This is a genomic window from Pseudomonas sp. SGAir0191 (genome assembly GCF_002812565.2).
Classification (GTDB): Bacteria; Pseudomonadota; Gammaproteobacteria; order Pseudomonadales; family Pseudomonadaceae; genus Aquipseudomonas; species Aquipseudomonas parafulva_B.
Genome location: NZ_CP025035.2, coordinates 4,577,626 through 4,592,262 on the forward strand (window position 1 = coordinate 4,577,626; position 14,637 = coordinate 4,592,262).

The 14,637-nt window shown below is 62.0% G+C and carries 14 protein-coding genes; 7 read left to right on the plus strand and 7 right to left on the minus strand.

Annotated features, from left to right (window positions below):
* From pqqA to CWR53_RS20570, 6 genes are all read left to right on the plus strand, one after another.
* On the plus strand, nucleotides 1-72 hold the full coding sequence (pqqA, locus tag CWR53_RS20545) for a pyrroloquinoline quinone precursor peptide PqqA (protein WP_003243383.1): 72 nt from the start codon (nucleotides 1-3) through the stop codon (nucleotides 70-72).
* Between the two features lie 84 nt (nucleotides 73-156).
* Complete coding sequence (gene pqqB / locus CWR53_RS20550) at nucleotides 157-1,068, plus strand: pyrroloquinoline quinone biosynthesis protein PqqB (protein WP_058639101.1); 912 nt, start codon at nucleotides 157-159, stop codon at nucleotides 1,066-1,068.
* Nucleotides 1,069-1,108: 40 nt separating this feature from the next.
* Nucleotides 1,109-1,864, plus strand: coding sequence for a pyrroloquinoline-quinone synthase PqqC (pqqC, locus tag CWR53_RS20555; protein WP_023532576.1), 756 nt, complete (start codon nucleotides 1,109-1,111; stop codon nucleotides 1,862-1,864).
* Nucleotides 1,861-2,136, plus strand: coding sequence for a pyrroloquinoline quinone biosynthesis peptide chaperone PqqD (gene pqqD / locus CWR53_RS20560; RefSeq protein WP_058603019.1), 276 nt, complete (start codon nucleotides 1,861-1,863; stop codon nucleotides 2,134-2,136). The genes pqqC and pqqD overlap by 4 nt, the downstream gene beginning before the upstream one ends.
* Nucleotides 2,108-3,268 (plus strand): pyrroloquinoline quinone biosynthesis protein PqqE, encoded by a 1,161-nt coding sequence (gene pqqE, locus CWR53_RS20565; RefSeq protein ID WP_100852366.1) that lies wholly within the window; start codon nucleotides 2,108-2,110, stop codon nucleotides 3,266-3,268. The genes pqqD and pqqE overlap by 29 nt, the downstream gene beginning before the upstream one ends.
* Nucleotides 3,234-5,060: a S9 family peptidase gene (locus tag CWR53_RS20570; protein WP_100852367.1), complete on the plus strand. Its 1,827-nt coding sequence runs from the start codon at nucleotides 3,234-3,236 to the stop codon at nucleotides 5,058-5,060. Before pqqE ends, CWR53_RS20570 begins: the two co-directional genes overlap by 35 nt.
* Nucleotides 5,061-5,097: 37 nt before the next feature.
* On the opposite strand, the gene CWR53_RS20575 is transcribed toward CWR53_RS20570, so the two are convergent.
* Together CWR53_RS20575 and CWR53_RS20580 are read right to left on the minus strand one after the other, a co-directional pair.
* Nucleotides 5,098-5,256, minus strand: a complete 159-nt coding sequence (locus CWR53_RS20575; RefSeq protein ID WP_023532725.1) for a YqaE/Pmp3 family membrane protein — start codon at nucleotides 5,254-5,256, stop codon at nucleotides 5,098-5,100.
* Nucleotides 5,257-5,399: 143 nt separating this feature from the next.
* On the minus strand, nucleotides 5,400-6,644 hold the full coding sequence (locus CWR53_RS20580; protein WP_100852368.1) for an aminotransferase class III-fold pyridoxal phosphate-dependent enzyme: 1,245 nt from the start codon (nucleotides 6,642-6,644) through the stop codon (nucleotides 5,400-5,402).
* A gap of 203 nt (nucleotides 6,645-6,847) precedes the next feature.
* Here CWR53_RS20580 and CWR53_RS20585 point away from each other — a divergent pair, with 203 nt between their 5' ends.
* Nucleotides 6,848-7,771 carry a LysR family transcriptional regulator gene (locus CWR53_RS20585; protein WP_058603015.1) on the plus strand — a complete coding sequence of 308 codons (924 nt, stop codon included), beginning with the start codon at nucleotides 6,848-6,850 and terminating at the stop codon, nucleotides 7,769-7,771.
* Between the two features lie 310 nt (nucleotides 7,772-8,081).
* Here CWR53_RS20585 and CWR53_RS20590 read toward each other — a convergent pair whose 3' ends face one another.
* From CWR53_RS20590 to bioD, 5 genes are all read right to left on the minus strand, one after another.
* Nucleotides 8,082-9,860: an acyl-CoA dehydrogenase C-terminal domain-containing protein gene (locus tag CWR53_RS20590; RefSeq protein ID WP_058603014.1), complete on the minus strand. Its 1,779-nt coding sequence runs from the start codon at nucleotides 9,858-9,860 to the stop codon at nucleotides 8,082-8,084.
* A 122-nt stretch (nucleotides 9,861-9,982) separates the two neighbouring features.
* Complete coding sequence (locus CWR53_RS20595) at nucleotides 9,983-11,266, minus strand: diguanylate cyclase (protein ID WP_058603013.1); 1,284 nt, start codon at nucleotides 11,264-11,266, stop codon at nucleotides 9,983-9,985.
* Nucleotides 11,267-11,418: 152 nt separating this feature from the next.
* Complete coding sequence (locus CWR53_RS20600) at nucleotides 11,419-13,224, minus strand: phenylacyl-CoA dehydrogenase (RefSeq protein ID WP_058603012.1); 1,806 nt, start codon at nucleotides 13,222-13,224, stop codon at nucleotides 11,419-11,421.
* Nucleotides 13,225-13,486: 262 nt separating this feature from the next.
* Nucleotides 13,487-13,783 (minus strand): hypothetical protein, encoded by a 297-nt coding sequence (locus tag CWR53_RS20605; protein ID WP_058603011.1) that lies wholly within the window; start codon nucleotides 13,781-13,783, stop codon nucleotides 13,487-13,489.
* A 171-nt stretch (nucleotides 13,784-13,954) separates the two neighbouring features.
* Nucleotides 13,955-14,635, minus strand: coding sequence for a dethiobiotin synthase (bioD, locus tag CWR53_RS20610; RefSeq protein ID WP_100852369.1), 681 nt, complete (start codon nucleotides 14,633-14,635; stop codon nucleotides 13,955-13,957).
* Between the last annotated feature and the right edge of the window lie 2 nt (nucleotides 14,636-14,637).

The following is a 14,637-nucleotide window of genomic DNA, read 5'->3' on the forward strand; positions in this document are numbered from 1 at the left end:
ATGTGGACCAAACCTGCATACACTGACCTGCGTATCGGCTTCGAAGTCACCATGTACTTCGCCAACCGCTAAGCACGGCTTAGGGTACGACGCCTCGGCCTGCCGGGGCGTTTTCGTTTTTTGGACATGACTTTCCGCACAGCATAGAGAGCACCCATGTATATCCAGGTTCTCGGCTCGGCCGCCGGTGGCGGGTTTCCGCAGTGGAACTGCAACTGCGTCAACTGCAAGGGCTTCAGGGACGGTACCCTGCGGGCCACTGCCCGCACCCAGTCATCCATCGCCCTATCCGATGACGGTGTGCATTGGGTGTTGTGCAACGCTTCGCCAGACATTCGTGCACAGCTCCAGGCCTTCGCGCCCATGCAGCCTGCCCGAGGTCTGCGCGATACCGGCATAGACGCCATCATCCTGCTAGACAGCCAGATCGATCACACCACTGGCCTGCTCAGCCTGCGCGAAGGTTGCCCGCACTCGGTGTGGTGCACGGATATGGTCCACCAGGACCTGACCACCGGCTTTCCGCTGTTCACCATGCTCAGCCACTGGAACGGCGGCCTGCAATGGAACCGAATCGAGCTTGAAGGCAGTTTCGTCATCCAGGCCTGCCCTAACCTGCGGTTCACCCCTTTCCCGCTGCGCAGTGCGGCACCGCCCTATTCCCCACACCGCTTCGACCCGCACCCAGGCGACAACCTTGGCCTGCTGGTCGAGGACACCCGCACCGGTGGCAAGCTGTTCTATGCCCCGGGCCTTGGCCAGGTGGACGAGCAGTTGCTGGAGATGATGCAAGGCGCCGATTGTCTGCTGGTCGATGGCACCTTGTGGGAGGACGACGAGATGCAGCGCCGCGGGGTGGGCACGCGTACCGGCCGTGAAATGGGACACCTGGCCCAGAACGGCGCCGGCGGCATGCTCGAAGTGCTCGACGGCTTTGCGCGCCAGCGCAAAGTGCTCATCCACATCAACAACACCAACCCGATTCTCGACGAAGACTCACCCGAGCGCGCCGAAGTGCTGCGCCGCGGTGTGGAAGTAGCCTTCGACGGCATGAGCATCGAGTTGTAACGGGCCTGCCCGCCACCCCCGCCTTCCAGGAGCCAGCCGAATGAGCGATGCACTGCCAATGTCCCCTGCCGAGTTCGAGCAGGCCCTGCGCGCCAAGGGCGCCTACTACCACATTCACCATCCCTACCACGTAGCCATGTATGAAGGCCGTGCTACCCGCGAACAGATCCAGGGTTGGGTAGCCAACCGCTTCTATTACCAGGTCAACATCCCGATGAAGGACGCCGCCATCCTGGCCAATTGCCCGGATCGCGAGGTACGCCGGGAGTGGATACAGCGCTTGCTCGACCACGATGGCGCACCTGGTGAGGACGGCGGCATCGAAGCCTGGCTGCGCCTGGGCCAGGCGGTTGGCCTTGACCCTGAGCAGTTGCGCTCACAGGAATTGGTATTGCCGGGGGTGCGCTTTGCCGTGGATGCCTACGTGAATTTTGCCCGTCGCGCCAGTTGGCAGGAAGCGGCCAGCAGCTCGCTGACCGAGCTCTTCGCCCCGCAGATCCACCAATCACGCCTGGACAGCTGGCCGCAGCACTACCCCTGGATCGACCCGGCAGGCTACGCGTATTTCCGCACGCGCCTTGGCCAGGCTCGCCGCGACGTTGAGCATGGCCTGGCCATTACCTTGCAGCACTACACCACCTGGGCTGGGCAGCAGCGTATGCTGGAAATCCTCCAGTTCAAGCTGGACATCCTGTGGAGCATGCTCGATGCCATGAGCATGGCCTATGAGCTGAACCGGCCGCCCTATCACTCCGTCACCCAGGAGCGGGTGTGGCATAAAGGAATCACTCTATGAAATTCGATCGTCAGCAAGTGCCCAGGTGGCGCCAGGGTTACCGCTTCCAGTACGAGCCTGCCCAGAAAGGCCATGTACTGCTCTACCCTGAAGGCATGATCAAGCTCAACGAAAGCGCCAGCCTGATCGGGGGATTGATCGACGGCCAGCGCGATGTGGCAGCCATCATCGACGCACTCCAGCAGCAATTCCCCGATGTGCCGGAAGTGGCCGACGACATCGAGCAGTTCATGGAGGTGGCCCGTGCCGAACACTGGATCGAGCTTGCCTGAGCTACCGCCCACGCCCGAGGTCGGCCTGCCGCTGTGGCTGCTGGCCGAGTTGACCTACCGCTGCCCGCTGCAGTGCCCCTATTGCTCCAACCCCCTGGATTTCGCAGCCCAGGGCCAGGAACTGAGCACTGCGCAGTGGTTCAAGGTCATGGCCCAGGCCCGCGAGATGGGCGCTGCGCAGATTGGGTTTTCCGGGGGCGAGCCGCTGGTTCGCCAGGACCTCGCCGAGCTGATCGCCGAGGCCCGCCGGCTAGGGTACTACACCAACCTGATTACCTCGGGTATCGGCTTGACCGAGGCGCGCATCGCCGCCTTCAAGCAGGCCGGCCTGGACCATATCCAGATCAGCTTCCAGGCCAGCGACGAGCAGGTGAACAACCTGCTGGCCGGTTCCCGAAAGGCGTTCGCACAGAAGTTGGAAATGGCCCGCGCCGTGAAGGCCCATGGTTACCCCATGGTGCTCAACTTCGTCACCCACCGGCACAACATCGACAAGATCGACCGCATCATCGAGTTGTGCATCGCCCTGGATGCGGATTTCGTCGAACTGGCCACGTGCCAGTTCTACGGTTGGGCGCACCTTAACCGGGTTGGGCTGTTGCCCACCCGTGATCAGCTGGAGCGGGCCGAGCGGATTACCAACGAGTACCGCGACAAGCTCAAGGCCGAAGGCAACCCGTGCAAGCTGATCTTCGTCACGCCGGACTACTACGAAGAGCGGCCCAAGGCCTGCATGAACGGCTGGGGCAACCTGTTCCTGACCATCACCCCCGACGGCACCGCCCTGCCATGCCATGGGGCCCGTCAGTTGCCGGTGCAGTTCCCCAGCGTGCGTGAGCATGACCTGCGACACATCTGGTATGAGTCGTTCGGTTTCAACCGCTTCCGTGGCTACCAGTGGATGCCGGAACCCTGCCGCTCCTGCGATGAAAAGGAGAAGGACTTTGGTGGCTGCCGCTGCCAGGCCTTCATGCTCACCGGTGATGCCAGCAATGCAGACCCGGTATGTGCCAAGTCGCCCGACCATGGCTTGATCCTCAAGGCCCGCGAGCAGGCGCAAAGCGCCGACCTCGCCATAGATCAGATGACTTTCCGAAATGAACGAAACTCCCGTGTCATCGCCCGAGGCTGAGTTCACCGCCGCCCAGGCCGTCGCTGCCGGCACCGATTTCGCCGAACTCAAGGTCGGTGATGCCGGCCTGTTCTGGGTCGAATTTCGGCCGGCCGACGACGCTTGCCGCATCTGGCACTGGCATCATCACCAGGCACGTTGCCTGACCCCGGACGGCTTCAGTGTACGCAGCCGTGTCTACGAATATGGTGGGGGCAGTTTCTGCCTGGGCGGGGACGGACTCGTGTTCGTCAACGAAAAGGACCAGCAGGTTTACACCCAGCCCTTGGACAACACGCCGCCGCGCCCCCTTACCCAGGACCCCGCCTGCCGCTATGGCGATGTGCAATGGCATGGCGGGCAGGCCCTGGCTGTGGAAGAGCGCCATGGCGAAACCGTGGAGCACCGCCTGGTGGCTTTGGCCGAGGGGACGCGTCAGGTGCTGGCCGAAGGCGCCGATTTCTACGCCTCGCCCACGGTCAGCCCGGACGGGCAGCGCCTGGCCTGGATCGAATGGGACCGCCCGGCGCAGCCGTGGACGGTAACGCGGCTGATGACCTGCCGTCGCGAGGCCAGCGGCCAATGGGGGGCAGCGCAAACGGTAGCAGCGGGCGGTGAATCGCTGCAGCAACCTCGCTTCGATACGGCTAACCGCCTGTACTGCCTGTCCGATCGCAATGGTTTCTGGCAGCCGTGGGGTGAGCTTGATGGCAGCTGGCAAGCGTTGGCAAGCGAGCCTGCCGACCATGCCGCAGCACCGTGGCAACTGGGTGCCAGTACCTGGCTGGCACTCGGGCCACAGCATTACCTGGCCACTTGGTTCGAAGCAGGTTTCGGGCAACTGGGTCTGCGCACGCTCGATGGTCGCAGCGAGCGATTCGCCAGCGCCTACACCCGCTTTCGCCACCTGGCCATGGACGCCACCTGCGTGTATGCCATCGCCGCCTCGCCCATCAGCCCTGCGGCGGTCATTGCGATTGCCCGTGACACCCATGAAGTGAGCGTACTGGCCGGTGGCGCCGAGGTATTACCGGCGCATCGGATCAGCTTGCCCCAGTCATTTCATTGCGGGGCTGGAGAGGCGCTGGCCCATGGCTTTTTCTATCCGGCTGCCGGCAGTATCACGCCATCGCCGCTGATCGTCTTCGTTCATGGCGGCCCGACCTCGGCCTGCTATCCCGTGCTCGACCCGAGAATCCAGTTCTGGACTCACCGAGGTTTCGCCGTTGCCGACCTCAACTACCGCGGCAGTAGTGGCTATGGCCGTGAGTACCGCCATGCCCTGCACCTGCGTTGGGGCCAAAGCGATGTAGAAGATGCCTGCTCAGCCGTCGAGCGTCTGGCTGCCGATGGCCTGATCGACAGGACCCAGGTGTTCATCCGGGGCGGCAGCGCCGGCGGCTACACCGCTCTTTGCGCACTGGCGTTCACGGACGTGTTCCGGGCAGGCGCGAGCCTGTATGGCGTCAGCGACCCGGTGGCACTGGCGCGTGCCACGCACAAGTTCGAGGGTGACTACCTGGACTGGCTGATCGGTGATCCGGTCCAGGATGCCGAGCGCTACCGGCAGCGCACGCCGCTGCTGCACGCCGAGCGAATCAAGGTGCCGGTGGTGTTCTTTCAAGGGGAACTGGATGCGGTCGTGGTGCCAGAGCAGACCCGCGCCATGCTCGCAGCGCTCAATGCCAATGGCATCGAAGCCCAGGCACATTTCTACGAGGGCGAGCGGCACGGGTTTCGCAAGGCCCGTAACCTGGAGCATGCGCTCGATCAGGAATGGCGATTCTACTGCAAGGTGCTTGAGCAGCATTGAGCCGGCGGCTCACGGCTATCCGTGAGCCGCACGGAATTCAGCGCCTGGCGATGATGTACACCGCGTGCACGATGCCTGGGATATAGCCCAGCAAGGTCAGCAGAATGTTCAGCCAGAAGGCTCCACCAAACCCCACCTGCAGAAACACGCCCAAGGGCGGCAGAATGATTGCGATGATAATCCGGATAATGTCCATGCGAGTCTCTCCGTAAGGGGTTACATCACAGACTCGCCGCCGCTTGCAGAGGTTCCACAGGCAAAAAAAACGCCCAGGGCCGAATGTGACAGGCCCGGGGCGGTGCGCAGAAACGCCAGACGGTTCGGTTTTACGTGGGTGGCCTAGGCGGGCATCTTTCGTCCCGAGGCCTGGACAGCGTGCAGTCGCGCGAACGCGCGCGAAAGCCTCAACAGCATTTCGTCGACATTGCCGCGGGTCACCGTTAGCGCCGGCGAGAACCGCAGCACATCGGCCTGGGGCGCACCGACCAGCAGGCACTCTTGCAATGCCGCACGCTCCAGCGCCCGTGCCAGGGGATCATTGAGCTGCAACGTCCACAACAGCCCACTCCCGCAGACCTGGCCCTGGCCAAAGCGGCCCGCCAGGCGGCTAAGTCCCTCACGTAGATGACGGCCAGTGTCCTGCACGTGCTCGAGAAAGCCTGCATCCAGCACCGTCTTCAGGACTGCCAGGCCTGCTGCGGCCGTCACCGCATTGCTGTACCGGGCATCCGGCAGCCCTGCCAACGGCGCGCAGCAAGCGCTGTTGCGCACCAGCACAGCGGCAAGTGGCACACCCCCACCAAGGCCGGCACCCAGCACCAAGATGTCGGCTTGCACGCCGTACAGGGTTTCGGCCAGCAATGCACCGCAGCGGCCCATGCCTGTGCGCGCTTCATCAAGAATCAGCAGAATGCCCAGCTCGCGGCAAAGGGCCTCAGCGCCCTTGAGGTATTCGGCGGTTGCAAGAACGATCGCACCCTGGCTTTGCAATGGTTCCAACACGATGGCTACCGTGCGCGACTCGACTGCGGCGTGCAGTGCAGCCAGGTCATTGAACGGCACATGGCTCAGATGGGCGCGTTCCGTTTTGGTATGGCTTGCACTGCTGGCCACAGGCGCACCGTACACGTCTTCCCCGCCCTGGCGGGCAACGATGATATGGCCCGCGCCGTGGCGGTGGCGTTCACCCCAGTGGCGAGCCAGGCGAATAGCGGCTTCATGTGCCTGTGCCGCGCTGTCGAAAAGCAGGGCACGTTCACTCCCGGTCGCTTGGCAGAGCTGGTCGCTCAATGCCAGAACGCCCTCGTGCGAGCGCCCCACACCCGGATTGATCAAAGCCTGAGCCTGGTTCGCCACCGCCTTGACGATCGACTCGGGGCTGTGCCCCAGCGTGTTGACCCCGTCGCCTTGGTTGAAGTCCAGACAGGCTTGGCCTTGGTCGTCCCAAAGCCACGCGCCTTGCCCTCTGATGAAAACAGGTGAGTCAGGGGCCGTGGCATCGATACGAGGCCGAGCGCGTGCTGGCTCAGACAACGTTTCAATTCCGACAGCACGCGCTGGACGGCGAAGGTTGAACAGGTTCATCGAAGTTATGCACGCTTGGATGATGGGCAGGGCTGGAACGGCCTTAATGGAGGTGAAATGCCGTGCCTATGGATAGGGAGTCAGACCGTGGTAAGGATGAGGTCCTCGTGAAGCCTGTAACCCGTTGTTATACCGCGATAGACTAGGCGCCGAACGCCGATTCCGACATTTCGATTTAGCAGTATTTTCAATAAGTAGAACTTATGGATTTTCGCCAACTGCGTTATTTCGTCGCGGTCTACGAAGAAGGCCATGTCGGGCGTGCCGCCGAGCGCCTGTCATTGTCTCAACCGGCCCTGTCCCAGCAGATTCGCCAGCTCGAGCATGGCCTGGACCTGAGCCTGTTCGAGCGCAGTAACAAGCGCCTGCTGCCTACACTGGCGGCGCACACCTTGTACAACCATGCCCTGCCCTTGCTCGATGGCTTGCAAAGGGCCCATGAGGCGATGCGAAACTTCAAAGGGCAGGCACTGCGAACCCTGGCGATCGGCGTCTTGCAAACGGTTCGGCCGAGCCTGGTACCGCAGCTTCTGGAACGACTGCGCAAGGCCCAGCCGCACCTGGTAGTGCAGATCTATGAGTTGTCGGGGTTGGAAATCGAGAAGCGCCTGATCAGCGGCACGCTGGACATCGGCATCAGCTACCTGCCCGCGCGCCAACCTGGGCTGCATGGCGTTTTGTTGTACGAGGACGAATTGCAGTTGGTCATCCCAGCGACCCACCCGCTCAAGGACTTCAAGAAGGTGTCGATCCGCCAGGCGGCGGAACTGCCCATGCTGATGCTGGGCGAGGAATTCCAGATGCGTCAGATCTGGCAGGCACAGCTGGCCAGCCAAGGTCGTCGCCCGCAGGTTCAGGCAGAAATGAATAACATGGCAGGCATTCTCGACAGCCTGTCGCACACCTCACTGGCGACCATCCTGCCGGGGCGGGCCAAGGAAGCCGAACAGGCGCAGCAAGGGCTACTGTGGAAGCCGTTGAGTGAACCCAGGGTGCCCTTAAAGGTAGGACTGGTGTTCCGTGACGCTCAGCGTCAGCAGGCCTCAATAGAACTTCTGCGTGGCCTGCTCGAAGAAGAGACTGACTTGCGTGGACCGGCGGCTTCGCCACTCGATGCACTGGGCTGAACGTGACGCACAAGAAAAACCCCGCCGAGGCGGGGTTCTTCAGACTGTTTCCCTGTGACATCCGTATCGCCCCACCATCCTGGCAGGAAATCCTTCGTCGTCTTCCGTGATCTGTCCTATGCGCTTCCTGCGCAACGTCCATGGAATAAAGATAACCCTGGATCCAATCTGAGAACAGTGGTGAAAAGTCACCACGTGCTGTAGGAAAAGGCTTACAAAGGGTAATCATTCCTATCTCCACCCTTTGTAATGGCGCCCACCCTGAAGCGGGCGCCCTTAGCTACGGCCGTATTCAACATCTGCGCCAGTCTTAGAACTGCTCCGCATCCAGCAGGTACAGCGTTTCGCTACCCGCCTTGACCGAGGCGATGAGCGAGTCGACGCGCGGCAGCAAGCGAGCAAAATAGAAGCGTGCCGTGCCGAGCTTGCCTTGGTAGAACGCTTCATCACCCTCGCCTGCCAGGGCAGCCTGGGCCATCAATGCCCACATGTAGGCATAGGCGACATAGCCGAAGGCATGCAGATATTCAACCGACGCTGCCCCGATCTCGTTCGGATTGCCCTTGGCTTGTTGCAGCACCCAGTCGGTCACTCCGTCCAGCTGGTCGAGCGCGGCGCCTAGTGGAGCGGTAAACGCAGCCATGTCAGCCCCGGCACCGGCAATGAACTGACGCACTTCGTCGGAGAACAACTGGTAGTACGCGCCACCACTGGCCACCACCTTGCGGCCCATCAAGTCCAGCGCCTGGATACCATTGGTACCTTCGTAGATTTGGGTAATGCGCACATCGCGCACCAGTTGCTCCTGCCCCCATTCGCGGATATACCCGTGCCCACCGAACACTTGCTGGCCGTGAAGGGTGCACTCAAGGCCCAGGTCCGTCAGAAATGCCTTGGCCACAGGGGTCAACAGCGCCACCAATTCTTCGCTGCGCTTGCGTACGGCACTGTCTTGCGCGTATTTGGCGCTGTCCAGTTGCATGGCCACGTAGCTGGAAAACGCCCGTCCGCCCTCGGTCAGCGCCTTCATGGTCAGCAGCATGCGCCGCACATCCGGGTGCACGATGATCGGGTCAGCAGGCTTTTCCTTGGCTTGCGGCCCAGTAGGCGCACGGCTTTGCAGGCGATCGCGGGCGTATTCGACAGCGTTCTGATAAGAGCGCTCGGCCGAGGCGAGCCCCTGTATACCAACGCCAAGCCGCTCGTAGTTCATCATGGTGAACATCGCGGCCAGGCCCTTGTTGGGCTCCCCAACGATGTAGCCGACCGCCTCGTCGAAATTCATCACGCAGGTGGCCGAGGCCTGGATACCCATCTTGTGCTCGATGGACCCGCAGGTCGCCGGGTTGCGGGCACCCAGGCTGCCGTCGTCGTTGACCAGGAATTTGGGGACCAGAAACAGGGAGATCCCCTTGGGCCCGGCCGGTGCGTCCGGTAGCTTGGCCAGGACCAGATGAATGATGTTCTCGGTCAGGTCGTGCTCGCCACCGGTGATGAAGATCTTGGTGCCGGTCACCCGGTAGCTGCCGTCAGCCTGAGGCTCGGCCTTGGTTCGGATCATGCCAAGGTCAGTGCCCGCATGGGGTTCGGTCAGGCACATGGAGCCTGCCCACACTCCTGAATACATGTTCGGCAGATACGTGTGCTTGAGCGCCTCGTCGGCGTGCGCGTTGATCGATAGGCAGGCGCCTGCGGTGAGCATGGGGTACAAGCCAAACGACAAGCTGGCTGCGTTGACCATCTCCTCGACTTGGGCCGATACCGCCTTGGGCATGCCCATGCCGCCGAAGGCTGGGTCACCACCCACGCCTACCCAGCCACCTTGAGCATAGGTGTCATAGGCTTCGATGAACCCCGCGGGCGTATGCACCGCGCCATTGTCCCAGCGGCAGCCTTCCTCGTCGGCAGCGCGGCTAAGCGGTGCGATGCTGCGTGCAGTGACCTTGCCCGCCTCTTCAAGCACCGCCATGGCCGTTTCGGCATCGACCAACTCGGCCAGGCCCGGCAGTTGCGCCCACTGCTGGCCTACGTTGAAGACTTCATTCAGTACGAAGCGCATGTCGCGCAGGGGCGCTTTATATTCAGCCATGACAACCTCTCGCTGGTCAGGACGGGCGGCGATGAGCACCGCAGCACGGGTAGTGGAACCAGTGTAACCGAACAACTTTTACGACACATAGGGTCATCAACAGACTGTAGAGTCAGCAATGGTCACGCTTCCCGCACCGCTCCCCGACGGTTTCTCAGGCCGTGCACCATCAAGCAGTTGCGCCCTGCGGCCTTGGCAGCGTACAGCGCCTGGTCGGCAGCCTTGAGCACCTCATCAACGCTACGGTTGTCGCCCTGCCGCTCGGCCACACCCAGGCTGATGGTCACCGTAACCGTGTCGCCGCTGCTGCCCGCGCGGCGCTGGCGCCCGGTGTTGTCATCCAGCGGACGCGCACTTTGGTCACGCAAGTGCATGCCATAGCCGGCGATCGCCTCTCGAACCGCTTCCAGATGCGGCGCGCACTGCTCGGCCGTCTTGCCCGCGAACACCACGGCGAATTCTTCACCGCCGTAGCGATAGGCGCGGCCTCCCCCTTTGACCTTGCTAAGCCGGCTGGCAACCAGGCGCAATACCTGGTCGCCGACATCATGCCCGTGGGTATCGTTGAAGCGCTTGAAATGGTCCACGTCGGCCATGGCGATCACGTAGGAGCGCCCTAGTCGCTGCATGCGCTCATTGAGCGCGCGACGGCCCGGCAACCCGGTGAGCTCGTCACGAAACGCCATCTGGTACGCTTCATGGGCGACTGCCGTGGCAATCATCAGCATGACCTGACTGCACATGATGTTAAGCGTGAAGGGCAACACGAACGTCTTGGGCAGCATCCAGAAAATACCGATCAGGCCCACGATCAAGGCGCCATGCAGGGGCCTGGGCGCGCGCAGGTACTGCACGACGAGTAACGCCAGCATGCCCATGAACACCGGGTAGGCCAGCTGAATCAGGCTCATCCACTGGCCGTGCAGGACTGGCCAGCGGATTTCCGCCAGGCTGGCCAGCAACGCCTCGGGAAAGCTTTGCTCGAAGCCTGCCGCCACCGCGGCCGTGGCCACCAGCACCGCACACCGGGCGACCAGGTCCTGGAGCAGATGCGTGCGCTCCTGCCAGATGCCATAAAGGCCATACAACGCCGGTAGTAGCAGGCACACCAGGTGAAAGATCACGGCAGCATCTTCACGAACGCGGCCGTTGTCCCGGTAGAAGTCGGTCTGGGTATCGAGCAGGAAATAGGCGATGTACACCGTGAGCATCAGAAACAGCTCCCGCTGGCGCCTGTATACCGCGCAGTAGGCGCCACCCATCAACAGCACGAGGGTTGGCAAAACATTGAAAAGCGACGTGAAGAAAACGCTGAGGTCCTTGACGTAAGCCGCAGCCAAGCCTGCCCCCAGCAAGACGAGAGAGGGTACGAAGTGGCTTGCGCGAACAGCGTCAAGGCGAAGCAAAGGCAATTCCAACCTGGCAGACCAATAGTGGCATTGTGCCCTTAGTTGATCGGCCATTCACCTGTACACTTGAGCACCTTTGCTATTGGCTTGCGCCAGACATAAAAAAACCGTCTGCCGGAGCAGACGGTTCGCGTACAACCTGAGGTGAATCAGTAAGCCAGGCCGAAGTGTTCTTCGTCCATGGCCATCAGGTTGTCCGCACCGGACAGCATGGCAGCCACATGCGTACGGGTGCGCGGCAGGATGCGCTGGAAGTAGAAACGTGCCGTCTGCAGCTTAGCGGTGTAGAACGCCGCTTCACTGGTACCTGCTGCCAGCTTTTCGGCAGCCAACCGGGCGATGTCGGCCCAGAAGTAAGCCAGGCAGGCGTAGCCGGAGTACATGAGGTAGTCCACCGAGGCCGCGCCCACTTCCTCACGGTCCTTCATGGCGGCCATGCCTACCTTCATGGTCAACTCACCCCATTCCTTGTTCAACGCAGCCAGGGGCTGAACGAACTCGTTGACGGCTTCGTTGCCTTCCTGCGACTGGCAGAACTTGTGCACGATCTTGGTGAAGCCCTTGAGGGCCTCGCCTTGGGTCATCAGCACCTTGCGGCCCAGCAAGTCCAGGGCCTGGATACCTGTGGTGCCCTCGTACAGCATGGAAATACGGCTGTCACGAACGTTCTGCTCCATGCCCCACTCGGCGATGAAGCCATGCCCACCGTAGACCTGAACCCCATGGTTGGCAGCCTCGAAGCCTACTTCGGTCATGAAGGCCTTGGCGATTGGGGTCAGGAACGCCAGCAAGGCATCGGCCTTCTTGCGCTCTTCCTCGTCCTGGCTGTACTTGACGATGTCCACCTGCTTGGCGGTGAAGTACACCATCGCACGGGTACCCTCAGCGAAGGCCTTCATGGTCAAGAGCATACGACGCACATCCGGGTGGACGATGATCGGGTCGGCGGCCTTCTCAGGCGCCTTGGGCCCGGTCAGCGAGCGCATTTGCAGGCGCTCGCGGGCATACTTCAAGCCACCCTGGAAGGCCACTTCGGCATGGGCCAGGCCCTGCAGCGCAGTACCCAGGCGTGCCGTGTTCATGAAGGTGAACATGCAGTTCAGGCCTTTGTTGGCCGGGCCAATCAGGTAACCGGTGGCTGCGTCGAAGTTCATCACACAGGTGGCATTGCCATGGATGCCCATCTTGTGCTCAAGGGAGCCGCAGCTCACACCGTTGCGCTCACCCGCTGCGCCTTCGGCGTTAGGCAGGAACTTCGGCACGATGAACAGGGAAATACCCTTGGTACCAGCCGGTGCATCGGGCAGGCGTGCCAGCACGATGTGCACGATATTCTCGGCCATGTCGTGCTCACCGGCCGAAATGAATATCTTGGTACCGCTGACTTTGTAGCTGCCGTCGGCCTGGGGTTCAGCCTTGGTGCGCAGCATGCCCAGGTCGGTGCCGCAATGGGGTTCGGTCAGGCACATGGTGCCGGTCCACTCACCCGAAACCAGCTTGGTCAGGTAGGTGTGCTGCTGTTCGGCAGTACCGTGGGCCGAGATCGTGTTCATCGCGCCGTGGGACAAGCCTGGGTACATGCCCCACGACCAGTTGGCACCGCCTACCATTTCGCTCAGGGCCAGGCCCAGCGACTCGGGCAGGCCCTGACCACCATGCTCCACATCGTGCGCCAGGCTTGGCCAGCCGCCTTCGACGAACTGCTGGTAGGCTTCCTTGAAACCGGTCGGCGTCTTCACGCCCGCCTCGCTCCAGGTGCAACCTTCCTGATCGCCTACGCGGTTGAGCGGCGACAGTACCTGTTCACAAAACTTCGCACCTTCCTCAAGGATCGCGTCCACCATGTCGGGCGTGGCGTCCTGACAGCCTGGCAGGCTTTGATAGTGCGCCTCGTAGCCGAGCAGTTCGTCACGCACGAAGCGAATATCACGCAGGGGGGCTTTGTAGTCAGGCATGGCGATGAACCTCTAGGTGAGTTCTGTGGGGACCGGCACACGCGGCAGGGTCTATCAAACAGTTGTTTGAAACTTACGTTTACCGCTGCCGGATGTCAAGAAGGCCCCACGATGCCATTTACGCCACGAAAAATGGCGAATCTGCCATCCGCACACATGCCCGCGTCCCCGCAGGGACGAGGACGCTTCGAGCGAAGAAGAGAAAACGAGGCAGTGCAAGCTTCTGAGCGTTGCGTGTCAGGCGAGAACGCGCTATTGACCGTCAGGCATAGGTGTCGATGATACGACCCAGCATTTCGTCGGATGCCTTGACGACTTTGGCGCCAAGTTCGACTTCGGTTCTGCCCAAGGCCATTTGCACGGTGCTGGTGGCCATGTCCATTTGCTGACTTCTGTCGACGGCACGCAGCCGCTCGGCCTGAAAATCACTCGATTGACTGGTGGCGGAACGTTCGGCGGTGGTGTTGGCGATCTGGCTGGCGGCCTGGTCGACGCGATTCTGACCAGTGTGAATGGCGCCAAGGCCGGCGTAAAAAGTGGAGCTACCGGTGATTTCCATGTCAGGACTCCATCGACACTGGATGACGGTGAGGCCCCATTAAAGCAGGCCAGCCACAAAAAAACCCGTTTAAATCGCTAATGGCTCGGTGCCACTTGATAGACCTTGACCATGCCAGCATCGGGGAACCTTCATACGCTCGACCCCATCCGCACCGCAGGTACGCGCAGGTTATGCCAGCAAGTCCAGCTGCAAATGCTCGGCCACCTTGTCTGCCGTGGCTTGCTTGAGCTTGGGCACGCGGCCCAGACAAGGCGCCGGCAGCCGTTCGGCCAGGCTGGCCAGGTTATCTTCGAGCCGCGACGTTCTTGGCTCGATAATATTCGCCACCCATCCGGCGAGCTGTAGTCCGTCACGCTCGATGGCTTCGGCACTGAGCAGTGCGTGGCTGATGCAACCCAGCCTTACCCCTACCACCAGGATGACCGGCAGCTTCAATGCAACCGCCAGGTCCGACAGATTCTCCAGACCCGAGAGCGGCACCCGCCAGCCGCCGGCACCCTCGATCAAGGTGAAATCGGCCTGGTGCTCCAATACCGTGCGCATGTCTGCCAGCAGCTGCGCCACCGCCAGCGTCACACCGGCCTCCCGCGCGGCGACATGGGGGGCGATGGCTGGCTCGAAGGCGAATGGGTTGACCTGCTCGTAGGCGAGCTTGATGGTGCTTTCGTCGATGAGCGCCAGGGCGTCGCTGTTGCGCAAGCCCTTGGCGGTCATGTTGCAGCCCGATGCTACCGGCTTGGCGCCCAAGGTGCTCAGCCCCTGCAACTTCGCTGCGTGTAGCAGACCGGCGGCAATGGTGGTCTTGCCGACATCGGTGTCAGTTCCGGCAATGAAATACGCCTGACTCATGA

Coding starts and splice junctions, on each gene's coding strand:
- CWR53_RS20580 (WP_100852368.1), bottom strand. CDS start 6,644: ATGAACCTGTTCAACCTTCGCCGTCCAGCGCGTGCTGTCGGAATTGAA.
- CWR53_RS20585 (WP_058603015.1), top strand. CDS start 6,848: ATGGATTTTCGCCAACTGCGTTATTTCGTCGCGGTCTACGAAGAAGGC.
- CWR53_RS20575 (WP_023532725.1), bottom strand. CDS start 5,256: ATGGACATTATCCGGATTATCATCGCAATCATTCTGCCGCCCTTGGGC.
- pqqD (WP_058603019.1), top strand. CDS start 1,861: ATGAAATTCGATCGTCAGCAAGTGCCCAGGTGGCGCCAGGGTTACCGC.
- CWR53_RS20605 (WP_058603011.1), bottom strand. CDS start 13,783: ATGGAAATCACCGGTAGCTCCACTTTTTACGCCGGCCTTGGCGCCATT.
- bioD (WP_100852369.1), bottom strand. CDS start 14,635: ATGAGTCAGGCGTATTTCATTGCCGGAACTGACACCGATGTCGGCAAG.
- pqqC (WP_023532576.1), top strand. CDS start 1,109: ATGAGCGATGCACTGCCAATGTCCCCTGCCGAGTTCGAGCAGGCCCTG.
- CWR53_RS20600 (WP_058603012.1), bottom strand. CDS start 13,224: ATGCCTGACTACAAAGCCCCCCTGCGTGATATTCGCTTCGTGCGTGAC.
- CWR53_RS20590 (WP_058603014.1), bottom strand. CDS start 9,860: ATGGCTGAATATAAAGCGCCCCTGCGCGACATGCGCTTCGTACTGAAT.
- pqqB (WP_058639101.1), top strand. CDS start 157: ATGTATATCCAGGTTCTCGGCTCGGCCGCCGGTGGCGGGTTTCCGCAG.
- CWR53_RS20570 (WP_100852367.1), top strand. CDS start 3,234: ATGAACGAAACTCCCGTGTCATCGCCCGAGGCTGAGTTCACCGCCGCC.